The organism is Nocardioides lijunqiniae, from assembly GCF_015024225.1.
Lineage (GTDB): Bacteria > Actinomycetota > Actinomycetes > Propionibacteriales > Nocardioidaceae > Nocardioides > Nocardioides lijunqiniae.
This window is the reverse complement of sequence record NZ_JACJGM010000015.1, coordinates 119808-139903: the sequence shown is the minus strand read 5'-3', so window position 1 is coordinate 139903 and position 20096 is coordinate 119808. Positions and strand designations below refer to the sequence as shown.

General features: G+C 72.0%; 14 protein-coding genes. 10 read left to right on the top strand and 4 right to left on the bottom strand.

Going from position 1 to position 20096, the window contains the following annotated elements:
* Positions 1-48: 48 nt before the first annotated feature.
* Both IRQ30_RS11330 and IRQ30_RS11325 read right to left on the bottom strand, forming a co-directional pair.
* Positions 49-3537: a leucine-rich repeat domain-containing protein gene (locus IRQ30_RS11330; protein ID WP_193612966.1), complete on the bottom strand. Its 3489-nt coding sequence runs from the start codon at positions 3535-3537 to the stop codon at positions 49-51.
* A gap of 313 nt (positions 3538-3850) precedes the next feature.
* On the bottom strand, positions 3851-5149 hold the full coding sequence (locus tag IRQ30_RS11325) for an MFS transporter (RefSeq protein ID WP_193612965.1): 1299 nt from the start codon (positions 5147-5149) through the stop codon (positions 3851-3853).
* Between the two features lie 67 nt (positions 5150-5216).
* Between IRQ30_RS11325 and IRQ30_RS11320 the strand changes: the two genes are divergently transcribed.
* The 7 genes from IRQ30_RS11320 to IRQ30_RS11290 all read left to right on the top strand — a co-directional run bounded on the left by IRQ30_RS11320 (position 5217) and on the right by IRQ30_RS11290 (position 14753).
* Entirely contained in the window at positions 5217-5792 is a 576-nt protein-coding gene (locus IRQ30_RS11320; RefSeq protein WP_193612964.1) for a helix-turn-helix domain-containing protein, read from the top strand.
* Complete coding sequence (locus IRQ30_RS11315) at positions 5792-6127, top strand: sterol carrier family protein (protein ID WP_193612963.1); 336 nt, start codon at positions 5792-5794, stop codon at positions 6125-6127. Before IRQ30_RS11320 ends, IRQ30_RS11315 begins: the two co-directional genes overlap by 1 nt.
* A gap of 132 nt (positions 6128-6259) precedes the next feature.
* Complete coding sequence (locus tag IRQ30_RS11310; protein WP_338089663.1) at positions 6260-12694, top strand: Ig-like domain-containing protein; 6435 nt, start codon at positions 6260-6262, stop codon at positions 12692-12694.
* An 18-nt stretch (positions 12695-12712) separates the two neighbouring features.
* On the top strand, positions 12713-13210 hold the full coding sequence (locus IRQ30_RS11305) for a tail fiber protein (RefSeq protein ID WP_193612961.1): 498 nt from the start codon (positions 12713-12715) through the stop codon (positions 13208-13210).
* 9 nt (positions 13211-13219) lie between these two features.
* A complete protein-coding gene (locus tag IRQ30_RS11300; protein ID WP_193612960.1) occupies positions 13220-13720 on the top strand; it encodes a phage tail protein in 501 nt (166 codons plus the stop codon).
* A gap of 8 nt (positions 13721-13728) precedes the next feature.
* A complete protein-coding gene (locus tag IRQ30_RS11295; protein ID WP_193612959.1) occupies positions 13729-14256 on the top strand; it encodes a phage tail protein in 528 nt (175 codons plus the stop codon).
* A gap of 5 nt (positions 14257-14261) precedes the next feature.
* Positions 14262-14753, top strand: a complete 492-nt coding sequence (locus IRQ30_RS11290; RefSeq protein ID WP_193612958.1) for a GNAT family N-acetyltransferase — start codon at positions 14262-14264, stop codon at positions 14751-14753.
* A gap of 17 nt (positions 14754-14770) precedes the next feature.
* On the opposite strand, the gene IRQ30_RS11285 is transcribed toward IRQ30_RS11290, so the two are convergent.
* The gene (locus IRQ30_RS11285; RefSeq protein ID WP_193612957.1) at positions 14771-15076 is read right to left on the bottom strand and encodes a DUF6916 family protein; all 306 of its coding nucleotides are present in this window, start codon (positions 15074-15076) and stop codon (positions 14771-14773) included.
* 44 nt (positions 15077-15120) lie between these two features.
* Here IRQ30_RS11285 and IRQ30_RS11280 point away from each other — a divergent pair, with 44 nt between their 5' ends.
* Genes IRQ30_RS11280 through IRQ30_RS11270 form a run of 3 tightly spaced genes read left to right on the top strand, consistent with a single transcriptional unit; the run spans position 15121 to position 18308 of the window.
* Positions 15121-15495 (top strand): DUF6916 family protein, encoded by a 375-nt coding sequence (locus IRQ30_RS11280; protein WP_193612956.1) that lies wholly within the window; start codon positions 15121-15123, stop codon positions 15493-15495.
* A 21-nt stretch (positions 15496-15516) separates the two neighbouring features.
* The gene (locus IRQ30_RS11275) at positions 15517-16854 is read left to right on the top strand and encodes a dipeptidase (RefSeq protein WP_193612955.1); all 1338 of its coding nucleotides are present in this window, start codon (positions 15517-15519) and stop codon (positions 16852-16854) included.
* Positions 16855-16907: 53 nt separating this feature from the next.
* A complete protein-coding gene (locus IRQ30_RS11270; protein ID WP_338089662.1) occupies positions 16908-18308 on the top strand; it encodes an FAD/NAD(P)-binding protein in 1401 nt (466 codons plus the stop codon).
* Here IRQ30_RS11270 and IRQ30_RS11265 read toward each other — a convergent pair.
* Positions 18298-20079: a sensor histidine kinase gene (locus IRQ30_RS11265; RefSeq protein ID WP_193612954.1), complete on the bottom strand. Its 1782-nt coding sequence runs from the start codon at positions 20077-20079 to the stop codon at positions 18298-18300. The two genes, IRQ30_RS11270 and IRQ30_RS11265, sit on opposite strands and share 11 nt — an antisense overlap.
* Between the last annotated feature and the right edge of the window lie 17 nt (positions 20080-20096).

The following is a 20096-nucleotide window of genomic DNA, read 5'->3' as shown; positions in this document are numbered from 1 at the left end:
GAAGGGGCGCAGGTCTGGACCTGCGCCCCTTCGGGAGCAGGTGCTGAGCTAGCGGATGGCCACCTTGACCGTCTTCGTCGCCTTGCGGACGGTGTAGGTGGTGAACCCCACGGTCTTGACGATGCTCGGCACCGAGACCGAGACCGTGACCTTCTGGCCCTTCCTCAGCTTCGCCGCGTTCTTGCCCCTGAGCTTCAGGGTCACGTTGCCGTTGCCCAGCGTGGCCCTGAAGGTCCCCACGCCGGTCACCTTCACCGTCACCCGCTGGTTCAGGTAGGCCGAGGCCAGTCCCGGGGCGGACACCCTGATCGAGAGTGCCTTGCCCTTGACCGACTTCGCGCTCACCCGCGGCGTCACTGATGTGGACGCGATCGAGGTGATCGTGACCGACCCGGAGTGCGAGGCGAGGAACGCCTCGGGGTCGCTCGGGGTGAACACCGCCTGGATCCGATGCGAGCCTCTCGCAAGCGTGACCGACGCAGTCGCTTCGCCGTTCACCGGCGTCACCGTGGCGAGCTTCGTGCCACCTCGGACGAAGTCGACGGTCCCCGGCACATTCGGCGTGACCGAGGCCGTCAAGCGTGCCGTCGTACCGCTGATCGAGGCCGAGAGATCGACAGCCGTAGCGGACTTGCCGTCCTGGCCGTCCTCACCGTCCTCCCCGTCCTCGCCGTCCTCTCCGTCCTCGCCGCTCGGCAGCTCACCGGAGGTGCCGACCAGCGCAAAGGTGCTCTCGCGACCGTCCACGTTGCTCTGGACGACCAGCGTGGCGTGGGACTCGGCGTTGATGCGCGACGGGGCGAAGCGGACCCGGACAGTCGCCGACTCGCCGGGCTCCAGGGTGGTCCCCGTGAGCTGGTCGCGACTGATCAGGAACTCATCGCCTGACACGTTGTCCTCGTCAGTGATGCGAAGACGGTCGACGACGAGCGGGTTCGAGCCGGTGGCCGTCACCGTGATCTCCTGCGCCGCACCGATGGTGTTCGCTGCCTGCACCGGGAACTCGTCCGGACCATCGATCTCGCTGAGCACGTCGACCGCCCCGTCGAGCACGAAGCTGTCGATGCGTGACTTCCGGGTGTTGGCGTACTGGTCGTCCTTGTTCAGGTTGATACCGCTCGCGTAGAGCCGGTCGTCGCCCTGGTCGAGCATCAGGTCGATCTTCTGGCCGGGCGCCAGCTTGCCCGGGAGCTCGCCGATGGCCTCCCAGATGCCCGGAGCGACGTTGAAGCCGGGCTCGACGTTGAGGGGAACCCGGGTGGTCAGCTTCGCCGGGCGCACCGACGGGTCGCCCTTCCAGTACCAGAGAGCGCTCTCGGTGTTCAGCGAGTCGCTGCCCGCGGTCGCACTGAGGATCAGGTACTCGCCCAGGTCGTTCTTGCGGATCTCGCGGATCGTGTGGCCGCCCAGGTCGAGCAGGATCGGCTCACCGAACTCCGCCGTGGCGCCCGTGCCATCGGTCAGCTCCGCGATGTTCTCCACCGGGACGATGAGCGCCTTGCCGTCGAGCGCCGCCGGAACGATCGGCGCCCGGAAGCCGAGCCAGAGCTCGCTGCCATCGGGCGAGAACTCGGAGCCCTCGATGGAGAAGCCGTCGAGCACGGTCGGCCGCTTGCCGGAGGCGGTGCCGGCGGCGAAGCCGAAGCGGTTGTCGTTCGCCTGGTCCCATGCCACCAGGTCGGTTCGCAGGTTCCGGTACGGGGTGCCGGACGCCTCCAGCTTGGCGTCGGCCCCGACACCACTGACCTCGGTACGGACGACGGTCTGCCGGGTGGCATCGAGCCCCCCGGACGGGACGTTGCTGTGGGAGCCGAGCCAGAACACCGTGTCGTCGATGCGTGCCGACGACTCGATGCTCGGCTTGTTCCCCGTCAGGCTGAGCAGCCTCAGCGGCAGACCCGACTTCCGACTGTCGTACAGTCCGACCGCTCCACCCCGGTCCTCCTCCGAGACGAACAGGTGCCCGTCCCCGGCGCTGATCGCCGTGGACGCCTCGGCGGTGCCCTGCAGCACGCGGCTCGTCGGCGTGGTCGCACCGGAGACGTAGTAGAGCAGCGTGAACTTCGCGGTCTTGCCGTTGGGGCCGGTGACGGCGAAGGTGAGGGTCGAGTTGCCCTTGGTCTTGGGCGTCAGCGTGACCGCCCGGTTGGTTCCGGTGCCGGCGATGTCGATCCCGTCGACGTCGATCACGTTGCGTGCGCTGCTGGCCACGGCGACGTCGAGCTGCGAGGGGTTGACCGGATCACCGTCGGCGTCAAGCATTCCCACCGACAAGGTCAGACCGGGATTGGTCGGGTCGCCGAGCACGGCCGACTGACGGTACTGCGAGGCCCCGTAGAAGGGGAGCTCGATGTCGCTGATGATCGCCGGGGCGTCCGCTTCCCAGCTCGCAGCGACGACGTCGCTCTGCGCTGAGGTGCCGCGCTGGCCGGTGCCCTGGGCGTGCAGACGCACGGAGATCTTCGAGCCGAGATCGGCCATGGTGAGCTCGTAGCCCGACGCGGACTCGGTGGTGTAGGTGCCACTCGCGCCGTCGATCGGCACACCGTCGCGGAGCCACTGGTAGCTCAACGTCGGCGTGCCCGTGTACCAGGAGCCCGCCGTGGTGGTGAGGATGGCGCCGACCTGCGCGCCGCCGCTGACGATGGGCGCGTCCGCGACAGCGGCCGCCTCGTGATCGGTGTAGAACAGCACTCTCCAGGACGGCGAGACGTCGATCTCTTCCCGGGTGGGGTCTGCCACTGTCAGGGTGCCCGTGGCCACGTCGTAGTTGCCGTCCGCGGCCGGACTCACTTCGATGGGCTCAGTGGCCGAGGCCGCCTTGAGGGCCACGGTGAGGTTCGCGGTGTAGGAGCCGACGAAGATGTTCTGTGAGTAGGTCCTCGGCGTCACGCTCCAGCTCTGGAACGGGCTGAGATCGGCGATCCGGTTGCTGCTCACGTCCACCGAGGTCACACCCGCAGCGCCGATCGGCGCGAGCAGGGACGCGTCGGAGATGCGGTTGTCGGCGAGATCCAGCCGCGTCGCCCTGGTCGGGTCGATCTTGCCCACGATCGCCGAGGGGTCGACGATCCGGTTGCCTCTGAGGTTCACATCGTTCGCGTCCGGCATGACCGGCAGGCCGCTGAGATCGGCGATCTGGTTGTTGCTGAGGGTGAGCGAGGTCAGGGCGGTGAGCGTGGACAGCGGCGAGACGTCCGAGACTCGTGTGTACTGCAATGACAGGGTCCGCAGCTGCGTCAGCGCGCTCAGCGGCGTCAGGTCCTTGAAGTAGCCGCGATGGGTGTTGAAGTCGGTAGGCAGGTAGAGCGTCGTGAGGTTGGTGAACGCCTCCAACCCGGTCAGGTCGCTGACGGTGCCCATCTTGTCGACCTCGGTCGGACTAGCGTAGAGAGCTGTCACCTTCAAGGCGTCGGCCTCGGTGATGTCCCGGCCCGGGGACCGGGTCGGGTCGATCCCGTAGTTCAGCCAACGCTTGAGCTCAGGGTCGGGGATGTTCACGATGTCGCCGTCGGCTGCCTGGGCCGTCTGCGGCATGGCGGTCTGCCCGACCAGGAGCACGGCTGCCGCAAGAAGCACAGCCAGGAATGCGCGGAGGATCGTTCTCGACCCTGGGCGTGCGGAATGAGCGCTGTTCATCAGGATGGTTTCCTCTGTCGTGTGTATGCCTCACCGCGGCAAAGCAAGCGCGCGGACGGGAACGACGTATGCCTCCGAGACCATGCGACGCGTTCAAGAGACGACCGTCCGTTGGTGAACGTAGGAGCCCTCTTACCCGGCCAGCAGACGGCAACCGGGCGAAATGAGCCAAGCGGCAGCTCGATCGTGAGCCGGTGGGTCGACCGCGACGTCAGGCGGCCGTCCGGTCCGGCGACGGCAGCCGGGCGCTGCCGGCGTCTTCGCCGACCGCGCCGACACCGCCTGCTGAGGCCCACTGCGCCGGCCGCGGGACCGAGCGCACGGCGCGGCTCGTGGTCGGCACCAGCGCCACGAGCGCGCACAGGACGGTGATGGTCGCGGTGGCGGCGGGTCCGCCCCACGCCGCGAGGGTCAGCCCGGCGACGACGGGGGCCAGCGGCATCGCCGACATCGACACGAACTGGGCGGCCGACTGGGTCCGGCCCAGCAGCTCGGGTGGGGTGATCGAGATCCGGTAGGACTGGATGCCGGCGTTGCCCGCGGGGTTGAGGAAGATGCCGACCGAGACCGCGACTGCCACCACTGCCGGGTGGTTGACGAAGATCATCGGCACGCTCAGGGGCACGAAGCTCCACGCCACGACCACGGTGAGGCGCCCCGTCGGCAGCCGCTCGATCAGCCAGGGGGCGGCGACCGCCCCGAGGATGCCGCACACCCCGCCGGCGGTGGAGACCAGCGCGATCGCCACCGGTGGGTAGCCGCCCTGGATCAGGCGCAGCACCGCCAGGAAGAACAGCGCGTTGACCACGAGGTTCGACAGCGCCGCCCAGGCCGTGAGCACGCGGAAGAACGGGTGCCGCGCGAGGAAGCCGATGCCCTGGCGCAGGTCGGCCAGCGCGCCCCGGCGCGGACCGTCGTACGACGGCGGGCTGAGGTCGGCCTTGATCCGGCCGAGCAGCACCCATGACAGCGCGAAGCTCGCCGCGTCGACGGCGAACGGCAGCCACCGCGCCGCCGCGTAGAGCAGGCCGCCGACCGGCGCGCCGACCAGGTGCGCGACGTGCTGGCGGGCCTGGTTCTGCGAGAGCGCGGTGGGCAGGTCCTCGCGAGGCACGACGGCTCGCACCGCCGCCATCTCGGAGGGGGAGAAGACGCCGGCGGCCACCCCGGTCAGCAGCGCGACGGCGAACAGGTGGGGGAGCGTCATCGCCCCGAGCGCTCCCGCGACGGCGAGCGAGGCGTAGAGGACGACCCCGCTCGCGCTCGCGGCGCGCATGAGCCGGCGCCGGTCGACCCGGTCGGCGAGCACGCCGGCCGGCAGCAGCGCGGCGGCCATCCCGCCCAGGAACAGCGCCTCGGCTGCGGCGGCGTGCAGGGCGGAGCCGGTGGTCGCGTAGGCCACCAGCGGGAAGACGAACATGCTCACCTGGCTGCCGAGCTCGCTGACCGTCTGGCCGACCCAGAGGGCGGTGAAGTCGCGGTTGCGGGTGAGGGCGCGGTAGTCGGTCATATCCGCAGCATCACATGCGCAATACATGTTGCGCAATAGGACGTGCGGAATTTGCTAGGGTGGTGCCGTGACCGAGAAGCAGGCCGCGCACGACCCGATCGTGCTGCGGGCCATCGCCCACCCGACCCGCAACCGGATCCTCGGCGAGCTCGGCGCCGCCGGCCCGCTGCGGGCCGCAGACATCGCCCGCGAGCTCGGCATCCCGGCCAACCGGGCGAGCTTCCACCTGCGTCAGCTGGCCAAGTACGGACTGATCCAGGAGGACGCCGCCGCGGCCCGCGACCGGCGCGACCGCGTGTGGCGGCTCTCGGGCGACGGCGAGCTGGACGTCAACCTCGGCGCCATCGAGGCCGCTCCCGGCGGCAAGGAGGCGGCGCGGGTCTTCCGGCGCTCCGTGCAGGGCTGGGCCCACCACGTCGTCGACAGCGCGCTCACCGACGAGCGGGACCCCGACACCTACCGCTCGACCAGCGAGCACAGCCTCAAGCTGACCAAGGACGAGGCGCGCGAGCTCAGCCTCGAGCTGGGCCGAATGGTGGAGGGATGGGCCGAGCGCACCCGATCCGACGGTGCTGTCGAGGACCGCCGCACCTACCTGCTGTACTCCGTGCTCCAGCCCTACCCCGACGTCACGGAGGACTGATGCCCCCCCGCATCCGGGTCCTCGCGCCCGACGAGCTCGCCGCCGCCCTCGAGGCCGTGGACCACCGCGCCCTGACCAAGCACTTCATGGCCGTGCTCGAGCAGCGCGCCCCCGGCCACTCCGTGGAGGTCCGCGTCCCGCCGTACGCCGCCGTGCAGGTGATCCCCGGCGTGCGCCACACGCGTGGCACCCCGCCAGCCGTCGTCGAGATGGACGCCCCGACCTGGGTCGCGCTCGCCACCGGCGAGCTCACCTGGCAGGACGCGGAGTCCGCGGGCCGGGTCCGCGCCAGCGGCGAACGGGCCGACCTCACGCCCTATCTGCCACTGGGCTGATTCGAGAACGATCGTTCTGCTGCGGCCGGTCCGACGCCTGTGCCACGCTTCGACTCCCCCGGATCTGCCATGGCTCGATGCTGCTCGCGCGCGCGGATCGGCGGGACCCCTGCCTTCCCGAGGAGCACGCACGTGACCCAGCCCCCTGCGCCCGCCCCGTGGACGCGTCGCTGCTGGTCCTTCCTGGCGAGCGCCGCCCTGGTGGCCACGGTCCTAGTCGTGGCGCCCGGTCTGGGCGTCGCCGCAGAGGCCGCGCCGCGCTGCACCATCACCGGCACGGCAGGCAACGACGTGCTCCGGGGCACGTCGCGGCGGGACGTGATCTGTGGTCGTGGCGGGAACGACCGCCTGATCGGCAGGGGCGGCAACGACGTGCTCGACGGCGGTCCCGGCAAGGACAAGCTGACGGGTGGGCCGGGCAACGACTCCTTCGTGGGTGGCTCCGGCGCCGACACCGTCGTCGCGCGGGACGGCGGCGCGGCTCGTGACGCCGTCAGCTGCGGCGCGGGCGCCGACAAGGTGACCGCCGACCCGCGCGACGTCGTACGCAAGGACTGCGAGCGAGCCAACCAGCTGCGGCCCCCCACCAGCGTCTCGCTGAGCCCGAGGACGGTGGCCGAGAACTCGCCGGTGGGCACCCTCGTGGGCAGCCTGGCCGCGACGGACCCCGACCGCGGCGACAGCCACGGGTACCAGCTGGTGGCCGGCTCCGGTGGCACCGACAACGCCCGCTTCGCCGTGGTGGGACGGACGCTGCGCACCCGCTCCGTCCTCGACTTCGAGAGCGACGCCCAGCTCTCGGTCCGGGTCCGGGCCACGGACTCGACCGGTCTCCGGCTGGACAAGGTCCTCACGGTCACCGTGCGCGACGTGACCGAGAACGCCGCCCCCGTGGCCTTCGACGACGTCGTCGAGACCGACGAGGACGAGACACTGACCCTGCCGATCTCCGGCGCCGGGAGTCCTCTGGCCAACGACACCGACGCCGACGGCGACCCCCTCGCCCTGGTCTCGGTCGGGAACGCCTCGGGCGGTGCGGTCGCGCTGGTCCAGGGCTCGATCGCGTTCACGCCGGCCGCAGACCGGTGCGAGCCGGTCGCCGCCGGCTTCGACTACACGGTCTCCGACGGCCGGGGCGGCAGTGACGTCGGCCGCGTGAGCGTCGACGTCACGTGCGTCGCGGACCCGCCCACCGCGCGCGACGACGTCGCCGAGCTGGAGGAGGACGCCCCCGCGACCGCGATCCCGGTGCTCGCCAACGACGACGACGCCGACGACGACCCGCTCACGATCGGCTCCGTCACCCAGCCCGACCGCGGGACCGTCGTCGTCACCGGCGACGGCACAGGTCTGACCTACGCCCCCGACGGCGACTACTGCGACGACGCCGAGCCGGACGCCTTCACCTACACGCTGACGCCCGGCGGCTCCGCGGCCACCGTGGCCGTGACCGTGACCTGCGTGGACGACGCACCCGTCGCGGTCGACGACACCACCAGCGTCCTGCAGGGCGCCGCGACCGTCACCGTCGACGTGCTGGCCAACGACACCGACGGCGACGGCGGCACGCTCGCCGTGGTCTCAGTCACCCAGCCGGAGCGCGGCGTCGTGGAGGTGGTCGCCGGAGGTTCGGCGGTGCGCTTCACGCCGCCCGACGCGACGTGCGGTGCCGAGGAGCTCACCTACGAGCTCAACGGCGGGTCGACCGCCACCGTCTCCGTCACCGTCGTCTGCGACGAGGCGCCGGTGGCCGTCGACGACGCGGCCACGGTGACCGAGGACGACCCTGCGGCGCCGATCGACGTGCTGGACAACGACAGCGACCCCGACGGGGGCCCGCTGCTGGTCGCCTCGGTGACCCAGCCCGGTCACGGCACCGTGGTGGTCGCCGGGGACGGGAGCGGACTGACCTACGCACCGGACGCGGACCACTGCGGGACCGACGACCTCACCTACACGCTCAACCGGGGCTCGACCGCGACCGTCAGCGTCACGGTGACCTGCGTCGACGACGCTCCGGTGGCGGTGGACGACGCCGTGGCGATGAGCGAGGACGACCCGGTGAGATCGGTCGACGTGCTGGTCAACGACACCGACGTCGACGACGAGTCGCTGTCGGTGGAGTCGGTGACGCAGGCGGAGCACGGCGCCGTGGCGGTCATGGGGGGCGGTGGCTGGCTGACGTACACGCCGGACGCCCACTACTGCGGGACCGACGAGTTCACCTACACCCTCCTCGGCGCCGCGACCGCGACCGTGACGGTCACGGTGACGTGCGTCGACGACGCGCCCGTGGCGGTCGACGACGACGCGAGCGTGGATGAGGACGACGCACCCACCACGATCGACGTGCTCGCCAACGACACGGACATCGACGGAGGCCCCCGGGCCGTCGCGTCGGTGACCCAGCCCGACCACGGGACCACGCAGGTGACCGGTGGCGGCGCCGGCCTGACCTACGTCCCCGCCCCCGACTACTGCGACAGCTCGCAGCCGGACACGTTCGGCTACACGCTCGACGGCGGCTCGACGGCGACCGTGCGCGTGACCGTCAACTGCGTGGACGACGCGCCGGTGGCGGTCGACGACGCGGCGGCGCTGAGCGAGGACGCGGGACCGACGTCCATCTACGTGCTCAGCAACGACACCGACGTCGACGGCGGTCCCCGGGTCATCGCGTCGGTGACCCAGGCGAGCCACGGCGAGGTCGTCGTCATCGACGACGGTGAGCAGCTGACCTACGAGCCCGTCGGTGGCTACTGCAGCTCCGGGTCCCCAGACGGGCCCGACACCTTCACGTACACCCTCGTCGGCGGCTCGACCGCGACCGTGAGCGTCGCGGTCGACTGCGTGGCTGACCCGGTCTCGATCGACGCTTCCGACGGTCCCACCACCTACGTCGAGAACGACGTGCCGGTCGTCGTGGACGGCGGCCTGGCGATCGTGAACCCCGACGGCCTGGCGTTGAGCGGCGCCCTGGCCGAGATCACCGACGGCCTCGCCGGCGCCCAGGACGTCCTGGGTTGGGTCGACAACGACCCCGAGGACGGCATCGTCCGGACGACGGGACCCGCCGGCTCCGTCGCGCTCGCCGGCCCCGGCACCGCCGCGGAGTACGCCGCGGCGCTGACCGCCGTGACCTACGCGAACTCCAGCGACGACCCCGCGGCCGCGACGCGGACCGTGACCTTCACCCTGACCGTCGACGGGTTCGCCCCGTCGGACTCGATCGAGGTCGCGGTGCTCGCCGTCGACGACGCTCCGGTCGCGGTCGACGACGCCGACACGCTGATCGAGGACGCCGGGGTGAGCACGGTCGACGTGCTGGCCAACGACAGCGACCCCGACGACCCGCTGCTGGTCGCGTCCGCGACCGACCCCGCTCACGGCACCGTCGTGGTGAGCGGCGGCGGCACGGGCCTGACGTACGTGCCCGACGCCGACCGCTGCGGCCAGGACTACTTCGACTACACCCTCGCCGGCGTCGGCGCCGCCACGGCGACGGTGTCCCTGACCGTCACGTGCGTCAACGACGCCCCGGTGGCCGACGACGAGACATTCACCGGTGCCCTCGCGGCGGTCGGCAACACCGCCCTGGTCGTCAACGACCCGATCGACGGGGCGCCGGCCCTCGCCGGCCCGAAGAAGTCGATCAGCGGCGCCATCCTGGCCGGCGACACCGACCAGGACGGTCCCGGCGCCCTCGCGGTGGTAGCTGCCACCGTCGAGACCGACGACGGTGGCAGCGTCGTGCTCGAGAGCGACGGCGACTTCACGTTCCACCCGGCGCCCGGGGCCAGCTGCCAGGACCGCAGTGACTTCTTCGACTACACGGTCCGTGACGAGGCGTCGCCGACGGCCGGCACGGACGTGGGTCGCGTGACCATCTCGACCATCGGCTGCGTCTGGTACGTCTCCAACAGAGCCGAGGACGGCGGCGGCACGTCATCCGAGCCGTTCGTGAGCCTGGCCGAAGCCGAGGCCGCCTCGTCAGCGGGCGACAGCGTCTTCGTCTTCGTCGGGGACGGCACGTCGAACGGCTACGGTGCCGGATTCGACCTCGAGGACGGCCAGCGCCTCGTGGGTCAGGCCGGCGACCTGGTCGTCGGCGACGACCTGCTCTGGTCGGGCGTCCCGGACGCGCGTCCCACCCTCACCGACTACGACGCCGACGTGGTCTCGCTCGCGTCGGGCAACACCGTGACCGGGCTCCGGATCGACCCGCTGGGCGCCGGCGGCATCGCCGGTGGCGGCGGCGACGTCGCCGGGGTGATCGACGACGTCCGGATCGTCGACTCCGGGGCGGCCGGCAGCCAGCCCGGCCTCGAGCTCAACGGGACCAGCGGCGCCTGGTCGGTGAGCGACCTCGTGGTCGACAACGCGTCCACGGGCGTGCTGCTCGTCAACGCCGGCACCGTCGACTTCGGAGGCGACACCGGCGTCGTCTCCCTCACCTCCGCGGGCGCGCCGGCACTCGACGCGAGCGGCACCGCGATGGGCACGAGCCACGTCGACGAGGTCGTGGTGACGGGATCGGGGACCGGCGGTGTGCGGATGAGCTCGACCACCGGCAGCACCGTGCTCGGTGACGGCACGGGGACCGACCTCAGCCTCACCACGACGTCCGGGGCGGAGCCGGCGCTGAGCCTCACGAACGCCGGCTCGGTGACCGTCGCCGCGGACGGCACCGACAACGTGTCCGCCACGGGTGGTCCGGCCGTCGACGTCTCGGGGACGACGGTGGTCAGCCTCGACCTCGACGACGTCGACTCCACCGACAGCGCGTCCGACGGCATCAGCCTGACCGGGAACGGCGTAGGCAGCTTCACCGCCAACGCGCAGAGCGTGATCAGCAACGCCGCCGCGGTGGACGTGGACCTCGACGGTGGCTCGGCGAACGTCACCTTCGGCGGCGCGATCACCGATGACGTCGGCCGGCTCGTGCGCGTGCAGAACGCCTCGGGCGGCACCAAGGACTTCAACGGTGCCATCTCGGACGGCGACAACGCGTCCGGCTCAGGGATCGTGCTGACGAACAACGCCGGCTCCACGGTGCGCTTCGACGGCGGCATCAGCCTCTCCACCGGCACGGCCGACGCCCTCACCGCGAGCGGCGGCGGGGCGCTGGCCGTCACCGGGAACGACAACACCGTGCGCACCGGGTCCGGCACGGCGCTCCTCGTCGCCGGCGTGACCATCCACGACGACGACCTGACCTTCCGCACCATCTCCTCCGACGGTGCCTCGAGCGGCATCGTGCTCACCTCCACCACCAACGCCGGCGGCCGGCTCGTCGTCACCGGCAGCGGTGGCGGGTGCACGACCGCCGCACCCACCTGCACGGGCGGCACGATCCAGGGCTCCACGGGACCTGGCGTGTTGCTCACGGATGTCCCCGGCGGCACGAGCCTCACCGGCCTCCGGGTGTCGGGCGGCGCCGACGACGGGATCCGGGCGACGAGCGTCACCGGCCTGGCGCTCGTGGGCGCCTTGGTGTCCGGCAACGGCAACGCCGTCTCCGAGCGTGGCCTGGACTATGCCAACGTCAGCGGAGCCGTGACGGTCACCGACACGGTGGTGACCGGGTCGGCCGAGACCAACGCCCGGGTCGCCAACGACTCCGGGTCCACGACCTCGCTGGCGGTCACCGGGTCCACGTTCTCGAGCAGCTCGACCGCGTTCGGCGCCCATGGCCTGGAGGTCCGGCCCGACGGCGACGCGACGGTGAACACCACGGTCAGGTCGAGCACGTTCGCGGCCAACCGGGATGCCGGCTTCCTGCTGGCGAACACCGGCGGCAGCCCGACGATGACCCTCACCATGTCGGGAAGCACCGTGACCGGAGGCAACGCCGGCGCCGTGTCCGGGCAACCGGGCATCGTGGTGACCCCGACGGCCGAGGCGCAGACCACGGTGCTCATCAACGGCAACGACATCACGGGGACCAACGGGAGCGCTGTCGTCATCAACCCGCTCGCCGGGTCCACGTCGGCTGCCCGGATCGACGCGACCGTCACCGGCAACCGGATCGGAGACGCAACCGCCTCCTCCGACTCAGCCCAGGGCGCCGGCCTGGTGCTGCGGGCGGCGGGCGACGGGGACGCCCGGTTCGCGGTCCGCGACAACACGATCCGCGCCTTCGCGCAGGAGGGCATCCTGGTGCGGGCGCTGGACGGCAGCGGCGGCACGGCCGAGGTCGCGGTCACGCTCACCGGCAACGTGCTGAGCGCTCCCGGACGCAGCGACGTCTGGGAGGGCATCTTCGTCGGCGCCGGCTCGCTGGGCACCGACAACGCGGTCGTGTGTGCCGACATCGGTGGGCCAGGGACGCTCGAGAACTCCTTCGTCGGCACCGGCACCGGCCCCGCCGGCTTCGTCGCCCCGGACATCGCGTTCTCCGAGCGCTTCGACGCCCAGCTGCGCCTGCCCGGCTTCGACGGCAACGCCGGCAACCTGGCGACGTACGTGCAGAACCGCAATGCCGGGGCGCCGACCGTGCAGAGCTACGACGAGGCACTCGACGCGCAGGTCGGTGCCTGCGCCCAACCCGTCCGGCCCCCACTGTGACCACGATCGGAGCCACCCGTGGCTGACCCCTTCCTGTCCGAGATCCGGCTGATGAGCTTCCAGCACGCGCCCAAGGGCTGGGCCCTGTGCAACGGGCAGCTCCTGCCCATCAACCAGAACCAGGCGCTGTTCGCGCTGCTGGGCACGACGTACGGAGGCAACGGCCAGACCAACTTCGCGCTGCCCGATCTCCGGGGTCGGGTGCCGATCCATGTCGGCGAGGGGCACATCCTGGGGGAGCGCGGCGGCGAGCAGGCTCACACGCTGAGCGTGCCCGAGATGCCGAGGCACACGCACCCGGACCTGGCCTCCCCCGTCAACGGCAACACCTCCTCGCCCGCGGGCGCCGCGCTGGCGCCGGTGAGCGGCCTCTACGGCCCGCCCACCGGGCTCACGTCGTTGGCGCCCTCGAGCGTCTCCACCGCCGGAGGCAGCCAGGCGCACCAGAACATGCAGCCGTTCCTCACCATCAGCTTCTGCATCGCCCTGCAGGGCATCTTCCCGAGCCCGAACTGAGGACATGACATGGCCCAGCCCTACGTCGGTGAGATCAGGATGTTCGCAGGCAACTTCGCGCCCGCGGGCTGGGAGTTCTGCCAGGGACAGCTCCTGAGCATCTCCGAGAACGACGTGCTCTTCAGCCTCATCGGCACGACCTACGGCGGCGACGGTGAGAGCACGTTCGCGGTGCCGGACCTGCGTGGACGTCTTCCGCTCCACCAAGGGGCCGGGTTCGTCCTGGGGGAGGCCGGTGGCGTCGAGGAGGTCACGCTCACCGTGTCGCAGATCCCGACCCACACCCACCCGTTGCTCGCGACGACCGGCTCCGGAGGCCCGAACCCCCAGGGGTCGGTCCTTGCCTCGAGCGCCTCCGTCAGCGCCTACCGGCAGTCGAGCGCGTCCACCCCGATGGCGCCCACCTCGATCGGTCCCGTCGGTGGCTCGCAGCCCCACTCGAACCTGCAGCCCTACCTCTGCGTCGACTTCATCATCTCGCGCTTCGGCCTCTACCCCTCTCCCATCTAAGGACCCTCATGGCAGACCCGTTCGTCGCCGAGATCCGCATCTTCCCGTTCAGCTTCGCACCCAAGGGCTGGGCCTGGTGCGACGGGCAGCTGATGCCGCTGTCGCAGAACACCGCCTTGTTCGCCCTCCTGGGGACCACCTACGGCGGCAACGGGAAGTCGAACTTCGCGCTGCCCGACCTGCGGGGCAGGGCGCCGATGCACCCGGACCAGGGGCCGGGGCTCAGCCCGCGCGACCTCGGCGAGAGCGCCGGGGCCAGGTCGGTGACGCTGCAGCCGAGCGAGATGCCGAGCCATGCCCACCACCAGCTGGCCGACGCCTCCGGCCGGGCCGACCTTCAGACACCCGGGCCGGACCGGGTCCTGGCCCGGTCCTCCGGCGGGTCGGCGTACCAGACCACGACGTCCGGCCTCGAGCCCATGTCCGAGCAGAGCCTGGCGCCTGCCGGTGCCGATCAGCCCCACAACAACCTGCAGCCCTACCTGGCCTGCTACTTCAACATCGCCCTGCAGGGCGTCTTCCCACCGCGGCCGTGACCGTCATGAGCAACGCCGCGTCCATCCTGGGCCACGTCGTCCTGAGGCCCACGACCGACCGCGACCGCGACTTCCTCGTGAGGGTCTACGGCTCGACGCGCGACGAGGAGCTGTCGCAGGTGGCGTGGGCGGAAGGCCAGCGCGAGGCGTTCGTCCGCATGCAGTTCGACGCGCAGGACGCTCAGTACCGGCAGCACAACCCTTCCGGCACCTTCGACGTCATCGAGGTCGGCGGGCGCCCCGCGGGCAGGCTCTACGTCGACCGTCGTCCCGACGACATCCGCATCGTCGACATCTCCCTGGTCCCTGAGTTCCGCGGCGCCGGGATCGGTGAGCTGCTTCTGGTGCGGCTGCAGGACGAGGCGGCGGCCAGCGGCCGCACGGTGAGCATCCACGTGGAGATCCACAACCGAGCCGCCCAGCTCTACACGCGACTCGGCTTCGTCGCGGTGGCCGAGGGCGGGGTCTACCGCCGGATGGAGTGGCGGGCGCCGTGAGCGGACGTCGTCACCGGTCAGGCGAAGGCGGCCTCGTAGCGCACTCCGTCGGCGTCCGCCCCGATCGGAACCAGGAAGAGCTCGAGCTCACCCAGCGCCTCGTGCGCCAGCGCATAGCTGGCCTGGGGCAGCGCCGGGGCAGGGCCGCGGAAGACGAGCGAGAACTGCAGCCGCTCCTGGCCCTCGGGGCCCGGGCCGCCGGCCTCGGTCGTCACCGAAGCGTCGATGAGCACGACGCTCAGCCCCCTGCCCTGCGTCACCTCGAAGGTCTCGCCTACGTGCGCCGCGAAGTCGTCGTAGGTCACCCATCTCAGTCCGGCCACCCGCCGATGCTAAGCCCGTCCCCCCTGTGACCCCGGAGCACCCCATGACCCACACCTCACGCCGCACCCTCCTCGGCGCGAGCGCCTCCGCGGTGGTCCTCGCCCCGCTCGCCTGGGCCTTCCCGGCCGACGCGTCCGCTCCGCGGCTGTACCGCCGACGACGCTTCAAGCCGCTCGTGCGTCGCTCGTTCCGGCTCACGAGCAAGGCGGGCGCGTGGCCGGTGCAGCTGACCGCGGTCACGAACCTGCCGCGTACGGCGCATGGTCATCAGCGCCGCTTCGCCCTCACGTTCACCTCTCGTACCGCGGGTCCGCCGCAGGGCAGCTACGTCCTTCGGCGGCGCGGGTTCCAGTCGACGACGCTCTTCGTGGTGCCCAGCGACGTCACCCGCCGGACCTACCAGGCCATCATCAACTGAGCCGCGGCTAGGTTGGCGGGCATGAGCGAAGACATCCGCGCCCGCGTCACCGAGCTGCTCCCCGGGATCCGCAAGGACCTCGAGGACCTGGTACGCATCGAGTCGGTGAGCGCCGACCCCGCCCGCGCCGGTGAGGTGCAGCGCAGCGCCGAGGCCGTGGCCGAGCTCTTCCGTGCCGAGCGCTTCGACAGCGTGGAGATCGTGAGCGCCGACGGCGGCGCCCCGGCGGTGATCGCCCACAAGGCCGGGCCCGAGGGAGCGCCGACGGTGCTGCTCTACGCCCACCACGACGTCCAGCCGGAGAACGACCACGCCGACTGGGACTCCCCGCCGTTCGAGCCGACCGAGCGCGGCGACCGGCTCTACGCGCGCGGCGCCGCCGACGACAAGGCCGGCATCGCCGCCCACCTCGGCGCGCTGCGGGTGTTCGGCGACGACCTGCCGGTCAGCGTCACGATGTTCATCGAGGGCGAGGAGGAGGTTGGATCCGACACCCTTCCCGCCCTGCTGAAGGAGCACCACGACAAGCTCCGGGCCGACGTCATCGTCATCGCCGACTCCGGCAACTGGGACATCGGCGAGCCGGCCCTCACCACCAGCCTGCGCGGGCTCGTGCGCGTCGACGTCGAGGTCCGCACGCTCACCCACGCCGTCCACTCCGGCATGTGGGGCGGCCTGGTGCCCGACTCCCTGATCGCCCTGAGCCGGGTCATCGCCAGCCTCCACGACGACGCCGGCGATGTCGCCATCGCTGGCCTGCACTCCGGTCCGGCCGCCGACGTGACCTACCCCGAGGAGCGGCTGCGCGCCGAGTCCGGCGCCGTGCCGACCATCGAGTGGATCGGCACCGGCTCCGCGGTGGAGCGCCTGTGGACCAAGCCCGCGCTCTCGATCACCGGCCTCGACGCCCCCCGGGTCGACGGCGCCAGCAACACGCTCGTGCCCGCGGCCCGCGCCAAGATCAGCCTGCGCGTCGCGCCCGGCGACACGACGGCCAACGCCCTGGCCTGCCTCCAGGCTCACCTGGAGTCCCACGTCCCGTGGGGTGCCGAGCTCACCGTGACCGTGGTCGACACCGGAGAGGCCACCCAGATCGACGCCACCGGTCCGGCGTACGACGCCGCGCGGGCGGCGTTCCAGGAGGCGTGGGACGGCGTCGCGCCGGTCGACATGGGCGTCGGCGGCTCGATCCCGTTCATCGCGGAGTTCCTCGAGGCGTTCCCGCAGGCCAGCGTGCTGGTCACGGGCGTCGAGGACCCCGACACCCGCGCCCACGGAGCCAACGAGGGGCTGCACCTGGCGGAGTTCGCGCGGGTGGTGCTCGCCGAGGCGCTGCTGCTGCGCAACCTCGCCCGCTGACCGGTCCGCGAGTCTCTTTCGCATCATCTCGATAGAGGCACTAGACTTTGGGGGTGGCTACCCTGTACCCGTCAAGTCCCCCCGCACCCACGCCGACCACCGCGCCCGCGACCCGGGTCGCGATCGTCGGCGGCGGCGCCAGCGGCGTCCTGACCGCGGTCAACCTCCTGAGCTCGCCGGGCGGCGAGGGGCTGGCCGTCACGATCCACGAGTCCACGGGCATCGTGGGCCGGGGCATCGCCTACGGGACCTCGGACCCTCGCCACCTGCTCAACGTCCGCGCGCGACACATGAGCGCCTGGGCCGACGTGCCCTCGGACCTGCTGGAGTGGGCGGCGCGCACCGGCCGTGACGTGGATCCGCAGGGCTTCCTGCCGCGCCGCGACTACGCCGCCTACCTGCAGGACACCCTGGCCAGCGTGGCCGATCACCGGCTCACCGTCCGTGCCGGTCGCGTCGACGACATCGTCCCGATCCCGGGCGGCGGCTACGAGCTGCGCTCCGCCGACACGTTCTCGGTCGCCGACACCGTCGTCCTGGCCTACGGCAACCAGGAGCCCCGCGCGCTCGTCGTCGACGGCGACACGCTGCCGCCGGCACCGTGGTACCTGCCCAACCCCTGGAACCTCGCCGGTCTCCACCTGCTGCCCGGCGACGCCACGGCGGTCGTCGTCGGCACCGGGCTCACCGCGATCGACACCGCGATCACCTTCCTCGAGGAGCACGCCTCGCGGCGGGTCGTGATGACCAGCCGCCACGGCCTGCTCCCGTTCCCCCACGTCGGCCAGCAGTCGACGGCGTGGGTCAGCCCGACGGTCGAGGCGCCGGTCACCTCCGCCGGCCTGGCGGCGTTCTTCGGTGAGCAGGTCGCGGCCGCCGAGGCGCAGGGCGTCGACTGGCGCGCGGTCGTGGACGGCCTGCGGCCGCAGACGCAGGCGATCTGGCAGGGCATGAGCCTGGACGAGCGCCGGCGCTTCCTGGCCACGCACGCGCGCCACTGGGAGGTGCGCCGGCACCGGATGGCCCCCGAGGTGGCCGACCGGCTCGAGGCCTACCAGGCCGAGGGCCGGCTCGTGGTCCTCTCCGGCGGCATCGCGCGCGTCGTCGACCGCGGCCGGCGCTGCGAGGTCCACATCGGCCAGGTCGGCGCTCCCGTCCCGGCCGACGCCCTGGTCAACTGCACCGGTCCCTCACCCGATATCACCCGCAGCGGCGACCCGCTCCTGCTCGCCCTGCGCGAGCGCGGCCTGGCCGCGCCCGACGCGCTCCGGCTCGGGCTCGCCACCACGGCCGACGGCGGGCTGCTGGACGCCGAGGGCCACCCGGTGCCCGGGATGTACGCCGTCGGGCCCCCGCGCAAGGGCGTGCTCTGGGAGTCGACCGCGATCCCCGAGATCCGGGCCCAGGCCGCCGCGGTGGCGCGGGCTCAGCTCGCGGGCCGCGTCAGCGGCTGAGGGCCGCCGGCAGCCGCAGCGTGAACGTGCTGCCGACGCCGAGCTCGGAGTCGACCGCGATGGTGCCGCCGTGCCGCTCGACGATCCGCTGGACGATCGCCAGGCCGAGCCCGGTGCCGGGCTGACGGACCGCCTCCGGGTTGGAGGAGCGGAAGAACTCGGTGAACAGCTGAGCGCGGTCCTCGGGCGAGATCCCGATGCCGTGGTCGCGCACCGTGACGACGACCTGGTCCTGCTCCGTGGCGAGCCGGACGGTGACGTCGGTGCCCGGGCGGCCGTACTTCACCGCGTTGCTCAGCACGTTGCCCAGGGCGGTGTCGAGCTCCTCGGCGTCGCCGAGCGCCAGCACCTCGGCCTCGGGCATCTCCAGGCGGAGGGACACGTCGGCGCGCCGGGCGGCGACCGTGTTGAGCTCCGCGAGGTCCTCGATGACCGGCTGGAGCGCCACCGGAGCCGCGATGAGCGCGGTGTCGGGGTCGCCGACCTTGGAGAGCAGCAGCAGGTCGTCGATCACCCGCTGCAGCCGCAGCGAGCCGCGCTCGATGGCCGCCAGCGAGCTGCGGGTCAGGCCCGTCAGGTCCGGGGATCCCTCGAGCATCTCGAGGTGTCCCAGGATCGCCGTGAGCGGGTTCTTGAGCTCGTGGGCGACGGTCGCGATCAGGCGGCCCTTGTACTGGTCGAGGGCGGTGAGCTCCTGCACCAGCCGGTGCTCGCGGGCGAAGGTGCGGGCGTTGAGGATCGAGCGGCCCAGGTCGTGACCGATGTCGAGGGCGGCCTCGGCCTCGATCCGGCCCCAGGGAGCCTGGCCCTCCACGCGGGTCAGCACCAGGTTGCCCACGCACGTGGAGCCCGCGCCGATCGGCACGAAGAGGAGCGAGGCCGCCTCGATGCGCTCCATGAAGGCGTGGATCTGGCGCGACTGCTCCTCGGTCAGCACCTCCACGCGGCGGTCGCGCTCGATCACGACCCACTGCTGCACGGCCCACAGCTGGCGGGCGGCGGTCTCCGCGACCTCGACCAGCACCTCGGGCAGCACGATGTCGGCGCCCCTGGCGCTGTAGAGCACGCCCGACCCGTCCACGTCGCCGGCGAACGTCTGGACCCAGCTGCCCCCGGCGCGGAAGCCCTCCGAGAGCGCCGAGCCGGCCTGGACGAGCAGGTCGTCGATCGGGAGCTGGACGCTCAGGCTGCGCACGATCTTGCGCGCCGTCGTGGCGAGCCGGATCTGCTCGGACAGCTCGTGGCGCTCGAGCGCCACCAGCAGCGCGCGCTCGGCCTGCGCGGCGTACTTCTCCAGCAGCGAGCGCTGGGCGGCGTCGGGCCGGCGCCCGCTGGTCGGCAGGTCGATGGACAGCAGGCCCACGATCCGCCCGGCGTCGTCGCGCAGCGGGGCGATGAGCAGGTCCAGGGGGTGCCAGGCCTCGGGGTCCTCGTCCGGCTCGATGTCCGGGACCCAGCCCCACTCGCCCACGGCTCCCGAGCGGTCGCTGGGGACGAACTGGAAGCGCCCCCAGTCGTCGGCCTTCGCGACCTCGTCCTCGATCACCGACACCGGCGTGACGGCGTCCCAGAGGGCCTCGCGCGCCGCCTCGCTGCCGGCGATGGCGAACGAGTGGAAGTCCTCGCCGCGCACGACCGAGATGGCGGCGATCCGGAAGCCCGCCATCTCCAGGACCGCCTCGGCGATCAGGAGCAGCGCGTCGCGGGAGAGGGGGTCGGACCAGCCGTCCCGGTCGGCGTCGCCGCCCGTGCGCCCAGGCTCGGAAGCCATCTCACCTCGTCGCGTCG